The organism is Wolbachia endosymbiont (group A) of Alloplasta piceator, from assembly GCF_964028505.1.
Classification (GTDB): Bacteria; Pseudomonadota; Alphaproteobacteria; order Rickettsiales; family Anaplasmataceae; genus Wolbachia; species Wolbachia pipientis.
Map to the genome: position 1 here is coordinate 486,206 of NZ_OZ034793.1, position 15,241 is coordinate 501,446.

Sequence of the window (15,241 nt, forward strand, 5' to 3'; positions counted from 1 at the left end):
CAGTGCGTGACACTGGGATGGCTTTGTTGCATCGCTCTTCGGATAGTAGGTAACGTACAATAAATTCATGAAGCTATCTCAAACTTAGCCATGCCTATTTCAGTAAATTTGTTAAGCAAATAACACTTGAGTAGCAGTTCCTTCTCACGATTAATTTCAGATTTGCTCCTAAAACTAAACCCAAATATTCGCTTCAACCTTGAGAAAAATCCTTCAATATACGATCTTTTTCCGTAATTTATACCAATTCCCATTACAGGGCAAACAGATGGACAATGATGGAAGAAAAGCCATACTGAAGTAAGTAAAATAGCGAGGTTTAAATGGCATTAAGATCAAAATTATTGGATGAAAAAGTAGTAGAATCAGCAAAAGAAATGCTGAAGAAAGTAAGGAATAATGCATATGTTTCAAAAAAACTAAATGCTGTAATTGCAGCAAAAAAGTACAGTATAACGGCTGTAGCAAAAATATATTGCATTTCAAGAAGCGCACTAACTTCGTGGGTAAAACTCTTGAAAATTGGCAGAGAAGAAAAACTGTTTGCTCCTTCACAACGTCGTAGAAAAACTAAATTAAATCAGGCTCAACTACAGCAAATTGAAGAGTGGATAGAAGAAAATCCTAATATCACCATTAAAGAAATGAGAATAAGAATCCAGGAAAAGTTCGGATTAAATATCAGCAAATCTACAGTACACCGCCATATGCAAAAGATGAAATTCTCATATATTACACCAAGACCAGTTCATAATGGACAAGATAAAAGCAAACAAGAGGAATTCAAAAAAAAATCTCAATGGAGCTATTAGCAAGTATCCAGAAAAAGAGCTATTTTTCTTTGATGAATCACGGTTTGGCACACATTCAAAAGTTGGACATGGGTGGTTTAAAAAGGGGATTAGAACACAGGTTAAAACAAAATTAGGTAGGCAAAATTTCTATCTCTATAGTGCAGTTAATCCTAGAAATGGAGAGAGTTCTAGCTTATTTGCACCAAATGTCAACACTGATTGCATGAACATATTTCTTGAGCAAATTTCGCAATATCTAGAAACACGAGAGGCTTTTCTCGTTATGGACTGTGCTAGTTGGCATAGGTCAAAAAATTTAAAGGTACCTAAAAATATCGACATTATATACCTACCTCCATACTCACCTGAGCTAAATCCTGTTGAGAGGCTTTGGTTATATATAAAACAGAACATTTTGCGCAATAAAATATACGATACAATTGCTCTACTTGAGGGTGCTTTGTGCAAATTTATTACTTCTCTTGCCAGCTCCACAATTAAACAACTCTGCAATGTTTCCTATTTGACTGGACAACAATGAGAATTGGTATCAGAGGTTGTCCGGAAACAAGTAAAAGGCTATAATATCTGAAATTTTAGTACGGGGTAAAGATGAGAAAAAAGTATCCAACAGATCTAAGCGAAAGGGAATGGGCAAGAATAGAAAAACACTTCAGAGTATCATACAAGAAAGGAGGAAGGCCGCCAAAGTATAGCAAAAGAGAAATATTAGAAGCAATTTTCTATGTATTGCGTACAGGGTGTCAATGGCGGTATTTACCAAATGATTTTCCGCTATGGAAGACTGTGTATGAGCAGTTCAGGCAATGGAAGAAGCAGGGAATTTTTGAGAAAATGAATTATGAAATTACAAAATATAGTAGAAGAAAAATAGGAAGGAATGAGCAGCCGAGTGCCTGTATAGTAGATAGTCAATCTGTAAAGACTACAGAAAAGGGGGGATCAAAGGCTATGATGGAAGTAAAAAAGTAAAGGGTAGAAAAAGGCATATAATTACAGACACTCAGGGTTTTATACTAGGTTGTTACGTAGGCGCTGCTAACGAAAATGATAGAGATGGTATTAAAATAGCATTAAACAATATGAGAACAAAATATACTAAAGTTAAAAAAATGTGGGCTGACATGGGATACCAAGGAAGAAATTCAAAGAATCACATAAAGGAAGAATATGACATAGATATTGAAATTGTTACAAGGCCTCCATGTAGATTTTGGGTGCACAAAGATACGCCACCTGAGCTACTACCAACAAGAGAACAAGGGTTTAAAGTACAGCCAAGAAGATGGGTTGTAGAAAGGACTTTTGCTTGGGTTAATAGGAATAGAAGGCTATCGAAGGAGTATGATTTACTCACAACATCCACTGAGAATTTCATATACCTAGCTATGAGTAGGGTTATGTTAAAGAGGGAATATGCTTGAATTTACTAGTTTCCGGACAACCTCTAACTTTGCTATTTTTCTCTCTAGATTCTTGCAAAGTTCTACAAGATTAACCACATTACCTCACGTTTTCTCTATGATTATTTTTTTAGATTACTTGTCTACCTTATTTGCCGTTCTCCTGAACGAATATACATAAGCTATAAAAACTATCTAATAGCTACCCAAAACCCTTATTTCCCACTCAAGTTCAACATTAAATTTATCCTTTACTGCATCTTTTACTTTGTTGCCAAGGTTTTCCAAGTCAGATGCAGTTGCATTATCGTAATTGAGCAAGAAGTTACAATGTTTCTTAGAGATTCTAGCTCCACCAATATTTAACCCTAGGCAGCCAGATTTATCAATTAACTCCCATGCTCGGTAGTTTTTTGGATTTTTGAATATGCACCCAGCAGTTTTTCCTCTTATTGGCTGGCTTTTATTTTTCCTCTCAATAACTTCCTTTAACCTTTGCAGTATAAGCTCATACTCTGAGTTTACTCCTTTAAACTCAGCTTCAACAAAAATCCAATTTCCTTTTAGGCTATGTCCACGGTAAAAATACCCCATTTCTTCGCTGGAGAACTCATATAGGTTTCCATCCTCTAGATTCACTGCTTTTATGGATTGTACAACGCTTGCGATGTCACTACCATACGCACCTGCATTCATTTCTATTCCGCCACCAACTGTTCCTGGAATTCCAACTAGAAACTCAAGTCCACTAATTTGTTGCTCTCCTGCAAAGTAAGCAAGGTTCCTGAGCAGCGCAGCACCACCTGCAACAATGGAGTTGTTACCTTTACTTTTTATATATGAAAATTCCTTACCCAATTTTACTATTATTCCTCGAATGCCACTATCCCGCACTATTATGTTGGATGTTGCACCGATAACGTTGATTGGCAACTCAGTGTTTTTAATCAAGCATGTTAAATCTTCAATATCACGTGGTTTAAATAATATATCAGCTCGTCCACCGACATTTAACCACGTTGCTTTAGACATTAAGATGTCATAACGATAGACTCCACGTACTTTAGGTAAGCTTATAAGCATTTTGATTTCAACTCTAACCCTGCATCCATACCCATTTTCTCCGCATCTTCTATAAATGAAGTGCGCTCAGTGAAGTATATATTTTTTTCATCTGCCAACATACAACGAAGATGTAGCATATTTTCGCTCACATATTCAGCCAAAGCTGCAAGTGGTGTAAAACATGAACCATTCACTGTCTTCATAAAACTGCGCTCTGATTTCACTCTTATAAAAGACATATTATTATTAATTTTCTCTAAAAGATCGATAATTTTTACATCATTCCTTCTACATTGAATACAAATCGCTCCCTGTCCCACTGCACTTAACATAACTTTTGGTGGCAATACCTCTGTAATTAAGTGATGTTTTTCTAATCTTATGAGCCCTGCTTCAGCTAAAATTATTCCATCAAAACTTTGATTTTGCAATCTAGTTGTTACATTTCCACGTAACGGTACTATATTTAAATCTGGTCTAAAATTTAGTAACTGAACTTTTCTTCTTATTGCAGAAGTGGCAATAATAGCCTGTTGTGGCAAAGACTCAAGGCTATTGTGTTTATGAGAAATAAACGCATCGCATGGACTTAGCCTTTCTAAAACACAAGGAATTGTTAAGCCCCCTGAGAAAAACGCAGGCACATCCTTTAACGAATGAACTGCCATATCTATATTATTTTCGAGCAATTCAGCCTCAATTTCTTTAATGAATAATCCTTTACCTCCTATTTCAGCAAGATTTGCGTTTGCATACTTATCTCCAGAAGTTTTTATCTTAACAATTTCAATAGATAAGTTAGGAAAAGAGTCCAGCAACTTTTGTTTTGCTTCCAAAGCCTGGGCAACTGCAAGCTTGCTTCCTCTGGTACCTATTTTGACTAGCATATGTACGACTGTTTGAATACCAAACCTTAACCTAATTAATTATTTAAACACTTTGGTAACGTGTATCGCATGAACTTCGGCTAGCCTCTCTCTGATGTCATCCGAGTAGCTGACTACTTGGATCCAGTTTATATGAGCCTTTGCATTTATTGTACTTTAACTTAAAACCAAAAGCAACTTTGCCTTTACAAAATAATAACCTTTTATATGCATAAATAAGCTTACTGGATTCTAGTGGGCTTTGTTGCATAGCAACTGAAAAATCTGGTGGCTACTGACAAAATTCATTATAAAATAGCCATTTAACCTTGAAAGAAAAAATATGCCACAAAAAATGAGGGTCAGTAACCATAGCGAATATAACAAATTTCTAGAAAAAAGAGGAAATATTTTTCATTATATCAACGAAGCCATAGAAAAGTGGTACGAGAATGGTCCAAAAATACCAGGTGGCAACAATATTTATAGCGATAAAGTTGTAATTTTGGTGCACATAATAACTTGTTTATTTAGAATAGGCCTGAGGCAAACAGTTGGGTTTATAGCAGGATACCTTGAGCAAATTGGGAAAAATTTGCAAGTTATCAGCTATTCACAATCATCAAGAAGGTTTAAGAAACTCAATATTAAGATCAATGATTGCAGAAAATAATATGGAAGATATCGAAATTGCTATAGACAGTACAGGAATTAGTATATACAACAACACTCCTGGTCATAGCAAAGAAAATAGCGAAGATAGAAAGTATCGCAGCTATGAACAGACAAGAAAATTGCATGTAATGTTGAATACAAACAGCAAAAAAGCCATAGCTGTAAAATACAGTAACGGTGTCTACTCTGATCACTATGGAGCTTGTGATTTGCTAAAAGAAGTCGATTTTCAGTATGTCATAAAAGTACTATATGCAGATAGGGCATATGACAGAGAAAAGCTCTATAAGCTGTGTAATCAATATGGTATAAAAACGAAAATTCCTCCGAAAAACAACGCAGCAGAGCATCCAAAATTGGATTATATGCTTGATAGAAATGCCGCTATTCAGTTAATGAAATTACATGGTGAGAATGGTATAAAAAGATGGAAAGAAGAAGTAAATTACGGAAAAAGATCGTATATTGAAGGATTTTTCTCAAGGTTGAAGCGAATATTTGGGTTTAGTTTTAGGAGCAAATCTGAAATTAATCGTGAGAAGGAACTGCTACTCAAGTGTTATTTGCTTAACAAATTTACTGAAATAGGCATGGCTAAGTTTGAGATAGCTTCATGAATTTATTGTACGTTACCTACTATCCGAAGAGCGATGCAACAAAGCCATTCTAGTGTCAAGCTACTTGCATGACAAGGTATAAACCTTATCGTCATACCACCGCGAACCGTCATACCGTCACGGTATCTCTAGATCCCGCTAACACGTAGCGGGATGACGAATTATTTAACCGTCATACCGCGATTCATTCGCGGTATCTCTAGATCCCGCTAACAAGCAGCGGGATGACGGTTGTCGTTTAGCTATAAATATTAAAAAATTTACCAAGCGAAAAAAAAGGCAAAAGAAGCCCCGTGGTGGTTGGCTATTTACTATGTACTAAAATATCGGCGTTTTTTTTATTCTAAAACGCTTGATTAAGAGCGATTTAGCTGCTTTTAACTTGCAACTAACCTACACCGCAAGTGTTTAAGAAATTTACTAAACAGGAAAAAAGGCAAAGAAACCCCGTAGTAGCTAGCATTCAAATTCTCCCTTGTCAATTTGACGTTTTTTGCTGTCTTAAACGCTTTGTAAGCGCGTTTCGGCTTATATAGGTAAAAACCTAAAAATTTTTAAAGACATGCGATGCACGCAGTGCGAAAAATTAAACATGAGACGCCAAATACCCTAAGCTTTTTGTCATTAACCTGCACAGATTGCGAAGATAAATAAATAGCTTCAGTACCATGATAGGGGGGCTGACAAAGCTTGTCAAGGAATTTTTATGGCCTAGCGTCACGTGCTGGAATGACATTTGGGAATATGTTATCCGTTTGTCACTTCTAAATGATAAGAGCCTCAATGAATTTATTAGTTTATTACATGTCTCTTTTCATGTATAAATCTATAGAAAGTTTTATACGGAAGTTGTTTTATGAGCAAAATTATAGAAATCAGAGCACCAAAAACTCTTGGTGGTGAATCAGTTACAGAAGGTATAGTAAAAATAAAGAAGGGTATTGGAGAAGCAGTAAAAGTAGATGACTTGATCTTTGAAATTGAAACTGACAAAACAGCACTCGAATTAACTGCAGAAGCTTCAGGGCAAATAACTGAATTTCTTATAAAAGAAGATGATGTAATAAGTCCTGATCAATTGTTAGCAAAGCTTTCCATGGGAGAAGTAAAAGAGGAAGCGAGAAAAGAAGATAAAAGCGAAAGTGCTGCTAAAAAAGATGCTCCATCAGCTCGTAAAATTATGGAAGAAAATGCAATCAGTGCAGAAAGCGTCAAAGGAACTGGCATGGGAGGCAGAATAACAAAAGCAGATGTGATAGGCCATATGAACAAAGCTGAACAACCTGCAATAAAACAATATGAATTGCCAAAAAGTGTAGTAAATGGAGAGCAAAGAGAGGAACGAGTAAAAATGAGCAAAATAAGGCAAGTAATTGCCGCTCGTTTGAAAGCATCGCAAAATACTGCTGCAATACTGACCACGTTCAATGAAATTGACATGAAAAATGTCATGGATCTAAGAGCAAAATATAAGGACGCCTTTGAAAAAAAATATGGAATAAAACTTGGTTTTATGTCGTTTTTTATAAAGGCAACGGTGCAAGCATTGAAAGAAATTGCTGAAATTAACGCTGAAATCTCAGGCGATGAAATCATATATAAACATTACTATGACGTAGGTGTTGCTGTTGGCACCGATAAAGGTCTTGTTGTACCAGTTATTCGGGGTGCCGATCAGATGTCATTTGCAGAAATTGAGTTGACTTTGGTTGCTCTTGGCAAAAAAGCTCGCGAAGGTAAATTACAAGTATCAGAAATGGAAGGTGCAACATTCACTATCTCAAACGGCGGAGTATACGGTTCGCTTCTTTCTACTCCGATAATAAACCCTCCGCAATCTGGAATACTTGGAATGCATTCAATACAAAACAGGCCAGTTGCTGTTGGTAATGCAGTAGAAATCAGACCTATGATGTACATTGCTCTCTCTTACGATCACAGAATAGTTGACGGCAAAGGAGCAGTAACTTTCCTCGTTAAAATAAAAAATTATATAGAAGATCCAAATAGATTAGTTTTGGAAGTGTAGCTCAAATGAATTGTTGTTAATCCAGTATTGCTAAAAACCTAAATGTCATCTAGTTCTGCCAGCAGTTTAGCAACTTCCGGATGATCAGGGCCATAATGTTTCTCAAAAATAGGCAAGGCCTGTTCAAGCAATTTCTCTTGTTTCTTGTGATCGCCCAAAGCGCCATAGGCAATACCAAGATTTGCCAGTAGTTTGGCAACTTGAACATGACCAGAGCCATAATGTTTCTCAAAAATAGGTAAAGCTCGTTCAAACAACTCTTTTGCTTTCTGATGATCGCCAAAAGTGCCATAAACGATACCGAGGGTTGCCAGTAATTTAACAACTTCAAAATGGTCGAGGCCGTAATGTTTCTTTCGAATTGCTAGAGCCTGTTCAAGCAACTCTTTTGCCTTCTGGGGATTACCTAAAACCCTATAAGAATTACCGAGGTTTGCCAGTGTTCTAGCAACTTCAAAATGGTCAGGCCTGTAATGTTTCTTTTTGATTGCTAAAGCCCGTTCAAGTAACTCCTTTTGTTTTTTATAGTCACCTAAATCCACATGAGAGATACCAAGGTTTGTCAGAGTAATAGCGACTTCAAAATAATCGGGGCCATAATGTTTCTCTTGAATTACTAAGGCTCGTTCAAGCAACTCTTTTGCCTTCTGATACCAATTCCCATTACAGGGCAAACAGATGGACAATGATGGAAGAAAAGCCATACTGAAGTAAGTAAAATAGCGAGGTTTAAATGGCATTAAGATCAAAATTATTGGATGAAAAAGTAGTAGAATCAGCAAAAGAAATGCTGAAGAAAGTAAGGAATAATGCATATGTTTCAAAAAAACTAAATGCTGTAATTGCAGCAAAAAAGTACAGTATAACGGCTGTAGCAAAAATATATTGCATTTCAAGAAGCGCACTAACTTCGTGGGTAAAACTCTTGAAAATTGGCAGAGAAGAAAAACTGTTTGCTCCTTCACAACGTCGTAGAAAAACTAAATTAAATCAGGCTCAACTACAGCAAATTGAAGAGTGGATAGAAGAAAATCCTAATATCACCATTAAAGAAATGAGAATAAGAATCCAGGAAAAGTTCGGATTAAATATCAGCAAATCTACAGTACACCGCCATATGCAAAAGATGAAATTCTCATATATTACACCAAGACCAGTTCATAATGGACAAGATAAAAGCAAACAAGAGGAATTCAAAAAAAAATCTCAATGGAGCTATTAGCAAGTATCCAGAAAAAGAGCTATTTTTCTTTGATGAATCACGGTTTGGCACACATTCAAAAGTTGGACATGGGTGGTTTAAAAAGGGGATTAGAACACAGGTTAAAACAAAATTAGGTAGGCAAAATTTCTATCTCTATAGTGCAGTTAATCCTAGAAATGGAGAGAGTTCTAGCTTATTTGCACCAAATGTCAACACTGATTGCATGAACATATTTCTTGAGCAAATTTCGCAATATCTAGAAACACGAGAGGCTTTTCTCGTTATGGACTGTGCTAGTTGGCATAGGTCAAAAAATTTAAAGGTACCTAAAAATATCGACATTATATACCTACCTCCATACTCACCTGAGCTAAATCCTGTTGAGAGGCTTTGGTTATATATAAAACAGAACATTTTGCGCAATAAAATATACGATACAATTGCTCTACTTGAGGGTGCTTTGTGCAAATTTATTACTTCTCTTGCCAGCTCCACAATTAAACAACTCTGCAATGTTTCCTATTTGACTGGACAACAATAAGAATTGGTATAAGAGGTTGTCCGGAAACTAGTAAATTCAAGCATATTCCCTCTTTAACATAACCCTACTCATAGCTAGGTATATGAAATTCTCAGTGGATGTTGTGAGTAAATCATACTCCTTCGATAGCCTTCTATTCCTATTAACCCAAGCAAAAGTCCTTTCTACAACCCATCTTCTTGGCTGTACTTTAAACCCTTGTTCTCTTGTTGGTAGTAGCTCAGGTGGCGTATCTTTGTGCACCCAAAATCTACATGGAGGCCTTGTAACAATTTCAATATCTATGTCATATTCTTCCTTTATGTGATTCTTTGAATTTCTTCCTTGGTATCCCATGTCAGCCCACATTTTTTTAACTTTAGTATATTTTGTTCTCATATTGTTTAATGCTATTTTAATACCATCTCTATCATTTTCGTTAGCAGCGCCTACGTAACAACCTAGTATAAAACCCTGAGTGTCTGTAATTATATGCCTTTTTCTACCCTTTACTTTTTTACTTCCATCATAGCCTTTGATCCCCCCTTTTCTGTAGTCTTTACAGATTGACTATCTACTATACAGGCACTCGGCTGCTCATTCCTTCCTATTTTTCTTCTACTATATTTTGTAATTTCATAATTCATTTTCTCAAAAATTCCCTGCTTCTTCCATTGCCTGAACTGCTCATACACAGTCTTCCATAGCGGAAAATCATTTGGTAAATACCGCCATTGACACCCTGTACGCAATACATAGAAAATTGCTTCTAATATTTCTCTTTTGCTATACTTTGGCGGCCTTCCTCCTTTCTTGTATGATACTCTGAAGTGTTTTTCTATTCTTGCCCATTCCCTTTCGCTTAGATCTGTTGGATACTTTTTTCTCATCTTTACCCCGTACTAAAATTTCAGATATTATAGCCTTTTACTTGTTTCCGGACAACCTCTTACTACATGTTTATACTGCTGTCTTGCATAATAGACTATTCGAAGTTACACAAGTATTTTTTTTATTAGATAAGAGTTAGTAAGAGCCTGTTCATAATTTTTTCAGAAGTAAGGCAGTGAAAGCCAGAACGACCATTTGTAGGCTAGTATTGAGTTTTCGCTCACAATTTTTCCACAATCTTCTACATTTTTCTAACCAAGCAAAAGATCGCTCCACAACCCATCTTTTGGGCAATACAACAAAGGAACGTAATTCATTTCTTTTGATCACTTCAACGGTTGCACCAATAATCGTTTTTATTTGAGTTACAAAATTCTCTCCAGTATAGCCTGCATCAACCAGTACATTTTTAACTCCCGAGAGGTTTTCTTTTGCATTTTCGACCATTCTCACAGCACTGCTACGGTCAGTTATCTCTGCTGTTGTTGTATAAATTGCATGCTTGCGTATCTACTGTAATACGGCCCTGAAATCTTCTTGCCTGCATCATAGCTTCAGCAGTATCTGCATTTTTTATACTCTGTGCATCAATTATACAGAAGCTTTTCCGACCATTGTTTTGTCGCAATTATTTTTTTTTAATACCAGCTCCAGAACACTTTCTTTATTTGCATCTGGTTTTTCACTCCACTTCTTAAAATAGTCGTAACAATTGCGCCATTTTGGGAACTCTTTTGATACCATTCTCCACTGGCAACCACTTTTTAACACGTATAACACTCCACAAAATACATCATGTAAATCAAGTGTTCTTGGTTTTGTCTTCTTTCTGCAAGATTCCAGATCTGCTACAATAATCTCAAACTTTTCTCGACTTATGTCACTTGGTTATAAACTTCGCATATCCTACTTTATATACTTTATCCTCTCACTTTATCTCTTTTTTGAGATTACGTACAGGCTCTAAGATACAAAGACGTTTTCAGAAATCTTTAAGCTTAATAACATCCTCTCTCTTTGGACTAGTTGAAATTAGATGAATTGGTACACCTATTAATTTTTCTAACCTGTCTATATATTTTATTAAATTGATAGGCAATGCTTTAATTGACCTTTTACCTTGAATGTTTTCTTTCCAGCCAGGAAACTCTTCATATATTGGCTCTAATTCCCCTTGTATTGAATGCGATGCGGGTAAATAATCATACATTTTTCCGCTATACTTGTAACCAGTGCATATTTTAATTGTATCAAAAGAATTAAGCACATCTAATTTGGTTAATACAATGCTTGAAACTCCAGAGAGTTGTACGGCCTGGCGCACTAAAACTGCATCGAACCATCCGCAACGCCTTCTTCTATTGCTCACTGTTCCAAGTTCCTTACCTATAGTAAACAAGCTATCTCCTACTTCATTTTTCTGCTCAGTAGGAAATGGGCCATTGCCCACTCTTGTTGTATAAGCTTTTACCACACCAATAATGTAAGCATTGGAGGATAACCCTGAGCCTGTTATTGCTTGCGATGCTACAGTATTACTTGAAGTAACAAAAGGGTAAGTTCCGTGGTCGATATCTAAAAATGCGCCTTGGGCACCTTCAAATATTATTTTCTTACCTTCTTTCATCAAGTCATTTAATATCTTCCACACAGGTTTTTTATATGAAAGAATTTTTTCTGAAATCTCTTGAATTTCCTTTAATATTTCTTCTTTTTTAACCACCTGGTAGTTAAGGCCTTTCCTGATAGCATTGTGGTAATTCAAAAGAGTATCCACTCTTTTATTGAGCTCATCTGCGTTTTCTAAGTCACAAAGGCGTATAGCTCTCCTTCCAACTTTATCTTCATAACATGGCCCTATCCCTTTGTTTGTTGTACCAATTTTGTGATTTCCATTTAAATCTTCAAATAGCTTTTCCTTGTCCTTATGTATGCTAAGTATTAATGGACAGCTCTCGGATACCATCAAGTTGTTATAGTTTACGTCTACTCCTTTAACTTTCAATGACTCTATTTCTGAGATTAGAGCGTGTGGATCAAGAGCAACGCCATTTCCTATGATAGATATTTTGCCTGGCCTCAAAACAGCAGAGGGCAGTAAATTTAATTTATAAACCTCATCATCTACTACTATAGTGTGCCCTGCATTATTTCCTCCCTGAAATCTCACAACTACATCTGCATTCTCAGAAAGATAATCTACTATTTTACCCTTGCCTTCGTCACCCCATTGCAGACCAACAATTACAATGTTATTCATCATTATTTTCTAGATTAATACATAAATATTAATGCAGTACGCTACAAATGGAAAGAGAAATCTACGCCTTTCCTACACCTCTTAAATAAAGAAATATACTGTCGATTTTCTTAATATATTACCAAATTATTCATCATTATATGATATAACTTACAGCATATTTGCAGTAAGGTGTTATTTATGAAAGAGACAAAAGGAAAAAATAATAAGAGTCCAGTAGTTAGATTAAAGGCCACAGCTAAAGAGTTCAATTTTAGTAAATTAAGAGCAGATCAAGATAATAAATTAGCGAATTCCGGTGAAACAATGTTCTTAGATTTTCAAAGGATGAATTTTATTATTAACGGAAAAGAAATAGATAAAAATCTTATTATTGCATTTAAGGAAGGAGCTAAGCACCGCAGAAGCGAACTTTTTAATAGTGATGATATATATAATGACGAAATATTTAACAAAAAAGGAACAAGAGAAATAGATACGGATCGTGGCAAAGCTTTTGTTGCTTCAGTACTCGAAGATATTGAGAAAGAGCTTGTAAGTGACGCATTGGGTGAGCTGTGGAAAAATCACTGCGAAGATCCCAAAACTACTGATCATCAAAAAACTGATTCATATAAGAAAGAATTTGAAGAATTTTACAATGCTGGCCAAAGGTATATCCATCTATTACCAACAGAGAAAGATGAAAACAAGGATTACCGTTCCTTTGCAAAAGAAGTTTTCAAAAAAATGTTCAGATACGCTGGGGCAGAAGTTCCAAGTGATGCTATTTTAGAAGAGCTAGTTACCAATTGTAATCAAGCAGGGTATGAGGCTGCTCCATTTATACAAACCCAACTTGCACTTGGACAGTCGTTCATAGTAGAAAATACTAAAAAAGTAATAAACATTGATTGTGCTAACCAAAATAATGTGAGAATTAGATCTGATATGAGGCTACCAATACTCTCTGTTAAAAATCAAGTTATGCATGGCGATAAGATATGTAATCTGTCTAGTTCATTGGAATTTACAATTGAATCTCACAATGGTGAAGACTTTGTAACATACAGAGATGGTAAATTGTCACTTACTATTCCTAAAGAGTTAAAAAATTATAAAGATAATGGCAAGAGCTTGTTTGACATTATTAAAGAATATTTTCAGAAATTCTGTGCAAAATTAGGATTTAAACCTGAGACAAAAATACAAATAGAGCATGGCTTCGGTGCTCAAAGTAACTATTTATACCAATTCCCATTACAGGGCAAACAGATGGACAATGATGGAAGAAAAGCCATACTGAAGTAAGTAAAATAGCGAGGTTTAAATGGCATTAAGATCAAAATTATTGGATGAAAAAGTAGTAGAATCAGCAAAAGAAATGCTGAAGAAAGTAAGGAATAATGCATATGTTTCAAAAAAACTAAATGCTGTAATTGCAGCAAAAAAGTACAGTATAACGGCTGTAGCAAAAATATATTGCATTTCAAGAAGCGCACTAACTTCGTGGGTAAAACTCTTGAAAATTGGCAGAGAAGAAAAACTGTTTGCTCCTTCACAACGTCGTAGAAAAACTAAATTAAATCAGGCTCAACTACAGCAAATTGAAGAGTGGATAGAAGAAAATCCTAATATCACCATTAAAGAAATGAGAATAAGAATCCAGGAAAAGTTCGGATTAAATATCAGCAAATCTACAGTACACCGCCATATGCAAAAGATGAAATTCTCATATATTACACCAAGACCAGTTCATAATGGACAAGATAAAAGCAAACAAGAGGAATTCAAAAAAAAATCTCAATGGAGCTATTAGCAAGTATCCAGAAAAAGAGCTATTTTTCTTTGATGAATCACGGTTTGGCACACATTCAAAAGTTGGACATGGGTGGTTTAAAAAGGGGATTAGAACACAGGTTAAAACAAAATTAGGTAGGCAAAATTTCTATCTCTATAGTGCAGTTAATCCTAGAAATGGAGAGAGTTCTAGCTTATTTGCACCAAATGTCAACACTGATTGCATGAACATATTTCTTGAGCAAATTTCGCAATATCTAGAAACACGAGAGGCTTTTCTCGTTATGGACTGTGCTAGTTGGCATAGGTCAAAAAATTTAAAGGTACCTAAAAATATCGACATTATATACCTACCTCCATACTCACCTGAGCTAAATCCTGTTGAGAGGCTTTGGTTATATATAAAACAGAACATTTTGCGCAATAAAATATACGATACAATTGCTCTACTTGAGGGTGCTTTGTGCAAATTTATTACTTCTCTTGCCAGCTCCACAATTAAACAACTCTGCAATGTTTCCTATTTGACTGGACAACAATGAGAATTGGTATTAGATGGTACAATATCAACCACAGGATCAGATGCAAATGAAGAATTTATCAATCTTTTAAGCGAAAATCTCAGAGAGAGGTTATTGGGGTCAGGAGTTGCTCTAGAAGATGAAGATGTTGATGATATTGTTGAAGTCAGAGTATCTACCGTTATAGATCTATTGAGTGATTATGCTAAATTGGAAGATAATAAAGAACACAGAGAGTTATTAATAAGTAAAGTAGCAGATAATTTAGGACTTTCCACTCAAGATAAAACAGCACCAGAAGTATTGATGGAATTAGGCTCTTTACCTTCTTTGATAAAAGGTCAGGTTAATCATAATCAAGTGCAGTCTGTTGTAAATACTTTTATTAAGTTAATTATTGAAGGGAAAAGCGAAGTATACAAAAAAGGAGGTGCGATTAATGCAATTGATGCAATTCATAAGGAGATAGATAAGGCAATTGTTGAGCAAGAAAAAAAAGCAACCAACAAACAAGATATAGAAAATGATAAATGGACAGATAGAATCAAAAAACAGAATTATTCTGCGGAATCACATGAACATTTACCTTAAAGATA

General features: G+C 35.5%; 15 protein-coding genes and 2 pseudogenes. 9 read left to right on the top strand and 8 right to left on the bottom strand.

Translation table 11 applies throughout. The features are described from left to right. Window positions 1–65: 65 nt before the first annotated feature. The gene (locus ABWU31_RS02435) at window positions 66–254 is read right to left on the bottom strand and encodes a hypothetical protein (protein WP_338482257.1); all 189 of its coding nucleotides are present in this window, start codon (window positions 252–254) and stop codon (window positions 66–68) included. Window positions 255–323: 69 nt separating this feature from the next. Here ABWU31_RS02435 and ABWU31_RS02440 point away from each other — a divergent pair. Both ABWU31_RS02440 and ABWU31_RS02445 read left to right on the top strand, forming a co-directional pair. Continuing rightward, window positions 324–1,335 (top strand): IS630 family transposase gene (locus tag ABWU31_RS02440; RefSeq protein ID WP_265029767.1). Its coding sequence is split into 2 segments (ribosomal slippage): window positions 324–785 and window positions 787–1,335, totalling 1,011 coding nucleotides; the frame shifts between segments, so codons are not numbered across the junction. Between the two features lie 71 nt (window positions 1,336–1,406). Next, window positions 1,407–2,239, top strand: a protein-coding gene (locus ABWU31_RS02445) for an IS5-like element ISWpi1 family transposase (RefSeq protein ID WP_353271062.1) whose coding sequence is annotated in 2 segments (ribosomal slippage) — window positions 1,407–1,776 and window positions 1,776–2,239 — 834 coding nt in all. Because the reading frame shifts where the segments join, the coding sequence is not laid out codon by codon here. A 174-nt stretch (window positions 2,240–2,413) separates the two neighbouring features. Here ABWU31_RS02445 and murB read toward each other — a convergent pair. From murB to ABWU31_RS02460, 3 genes are all read right to left on the bottom strand, one after another. Next, window positions 2,414–3,301, bottom strand: coding sequence for a UDP-N-acetylmuramate dehydrogenase (gene murB, locus ABWU31_RS02450; protein WP_236515092.1), 888 nt, complete (start codon window positions 3,299–3,301; stop codon window positions 2,414–2,416). Further along, entirely contained in the window at window positions 3,292–4,170 is an 879-nt protein-coding gene (hemC, locus tag ABWU31_RS02455; protein ID WP_265013873.1) for a hydroxymethylbilane synthase, read from the bottom strand. The genes murB and hemC overlap by 10 nt, the downstream gene beginning before the upstream one ends. Window positions 4,171–4,267: 97 nt before the next feature. Further along, on the bottom strand, window positions 4,268–4,420 hold the full coding sequence (locus tag ABWU31_RS02460; protein WP_353271316.1) for a hypothetical protein: 153 nt from the start codon (window positions 4,418–4,420) through the stop codon (window positions 4,268–4,270). Between the two features lie 72 nt (window positions 4,421–4,492). Here ABWU31_RS02460 and ABWU31_RS02465 point away from each other — a divergent pair, with 72 nt between their 5' ends. From ABWU31_RS02465 to odhB, 3 genes are all read left to right on the top strand, one after another. Then, window positions 4,493–4,822: a transposase gene (locus ABWU31_RS02465; RefSeq protein ID WP_007548762.1), complete on the top strand. Its 330-nt coding sequence runs from the start codon at window positions 4,493–4,495 to the stop codon at window positions 4,820–4,822. Next, window positions 4,806–5,441 (top strand): transposase, encoded by a 636-nt coding sequence (locus ABWU31_RS02470; RefSeq protein ID WP_082246250.1) that lies wholly within the window; start codon window positions 4,806–4,808, stop codon window positions 5,439–5,441. The genes ABWU31_RS02465 and ABWU31_RS02470 overlap by 17 nt, the downstream gene beginning before the upstream one ends. An 856-nt stretch (window positions 5,442–6,297) precedes the next feature. Continuing rightward, window positions 6,298–7,470 (top strand): 2-oxoglutarate dehydrogenase complex dihydrolipoyllysine-residue succinyltransferase, encoded by a 1,173-nt coding sequence (gene odhB / locus ABWU31_RS02475; protein WP_077188159.1) that lies wholly within the window; start codon window positions 6,298–6,300, stop codon window positions 7,468–7,470. Window positions 7,471–7,508: 38 nt separating this feature from the next. Here the strand turns inward: odhB and ABWU31_RS02480 are convergent, their stop codons facing one another. Next, window positions 7,509–8,210: a tetratricopeptide repeat protein gene (locus ABWU31_RS02480; RefSeq protein ID WP_353271317.1), complete on the bottom strand. Its 702-nt coding sequence runs from the start codon at window positions 8,208–8,210 to the stop codon at window positions 7,509–7,511. Between ABWU31_RS02480 and ABWU31_RS02485 the strand changes: the two genes are divergently transcribed. Continuing rightward, window positions 8,204–9,215 (top strand): IS630 family transposase gene (locus tag ABWU31_RS02485; protein WP_265029767.1). Its coding sequence is split into 2 segments (ribosomal slippage): window positions 8,204–8,665 and window positions 8,667–9,215, totalling 1,011 coding nucleotides; the frame shifts between segments, so codons are not numbered across the junction. The two genes, ABWU31_RS02480 and ABWU31_RS02485, sit on opposite strands and share 7 nt — an antisense overlap. Window positions 9,216–9,251: 36 nt before the next feature. Here the strand turns inward: ABWU31_RS02485 and ABWU31_RS02490 are convergent. From ABWU31_RS02490 to ABWU31_RS02500, 3 genes and pseudogenes are all read right to left on the bottom strand, one after another. Then, a protein-coding gene (locus ABWU31_RS02490) for an IS5-like element ISWpi1 family transposase (RefSeq protein WP_353271062.1) occupies window positions 9,252–10,084 on the bottom strand; the annotation gives its coding sequence in 2 pieces (ribosomal slippage) (window positions 9,252–9,715 and window positions 9,715–10,084; 834 coding nt in all). 151 nt (window positions 10,085–10,235) lie between these two features. Beyond that, a pseudogene (locus tag ABWU31_RS02495) lies at window positions 10,236–10,964 on the bottom strand (IS5 family transposase). Between the two features lie 103 nt (window positions 10,965–11,067). Further along, the gene (locus ABWU31_RS02500; RefSeq protein ID WP_353271377.1) at window positions 11,068–12,345 is read right to left on the bottom strand and encodes an adenylosuccinate synthase; all 1,278 of its coding nucleotides are present in this window, start codon (window positions 12,343–12,345) and stop codon (window positions 11,068–11,070) included. Between the two features lie 180 nt (window positions 12,346–12,525). Here ABWU31_RS02500 and ABWU31_RS02505 point away from each other — a divergent pair, with 180 nt between their 5' ends. The 3 genes and pseudogenes from ABWU31_RS02505 to ABWU31_RS02515 all read left to right on the top strand — a co-directional run. Next, window positions 12,526–13,635 carry a hypothetical protein gene (locus ABWU31_RS02505; protein ID WP_410541735.1) on the top strand — a complete coding sequence of 370 codons (1,110 nt, stop codon included), beginning with the start codon at window positions 12,526–12,528 and terminating at the stop codon, window positions 13,633–13,635. Between the two features lie 19 nt (window positions 13,636–13,654). Then, window positions 13,655–14,666 (top strand): IS630 family transposase gene (locus ABWU31_RS02510; protein ID WP_265029767.1). Its coding sequence is split into 2 segments (ribosomal slippage): window positions 13,655–14,116 and window positions 14,118–14,666, totalling 1,011 coding nucleotides; the frame shifts between segments, so codons are not numbered across the junction. 9 nt (window positions 14,667–14,675) lie between these two features. Continuing rightward, window positions 14,676–15,236, top strand: a pseudogene (locus ABWU31_RS02515) (hypothetical protein); the annotation flags it as partial. Window positions 15,237–15,241: the final 5 nt, after the last annotated feature.

Bases quoted from the DNA above. Each gene is read 5' to 3' on its own strand.
- odhB (WP_077188159.1), top strand. From the start codon at position 6,298: ATGAGCAAAATTATAGAAATCAGAGCACCAAAAACTCTTGGTGGTGAA.
- ABWU31_RS02465 (WP_007548762.1), top strand. From the start codon at position 4,493: ATGCCACAAAAAATGAGGGTCAGTAACCATAGCGAATATAACAAATTT.
- ABWU31_RS02470 (WP_082246250.1), top strand. From the start codon at position 4,806: ATGATTGCAGAAAATAATATGGAAGATATCGAAATTGCTATAGACAGT.
- ABWU31_RS02435 (WP_338482257.1), bottom strand. From the start codon at position 254: ATGGGAATTGGTATAAATTACGGAAAAAGATCGTATATTGAAGGATTT.
- ABWU31_RS02460 (WP_353271316.1), bottom strand. From the start codon at position 4,420: ATGCAACAAAGCCCACTAGAATCCAGTAAGCTTATTTATGCATATAAA.
- murB (WP_236515092.1), bottom strand. From the start codon at position 3,301: ATGCTTATAAGCTTACCTAAAGTACGTGGAGTCTATCGTTATGACATC.
- ABWU31_RS02505 (WP_410541735.1), top strand. From the start codon at position 12,526: ATGAAAGAGACAAAAGGAAAAAATAATAAGAGTCCAGTAGTTAGATTA.
- hemC (WP_265013873.1), bottom strand. From the start codon at position 4,170: ATGCTAGTCAAAATAGGTACCAGAGGAAGCAAGCTTGCAGTTGCCCAG.
- ABWU31_RS02480 (WP_353271317.1), bottom strand. From the start codon at position 8,210: ATGCCATTTAAACCTCGCTATTTTACTTACTTCAGTATGGCTTTTCTT.
- ABWU31_RS02500 (WP_353271377.1), bottom strand. From the start codon at position 12,345: ATGAATAACATTGTAATTGTTGGTCTGCAATGGGGTGACGAAGGCAAG.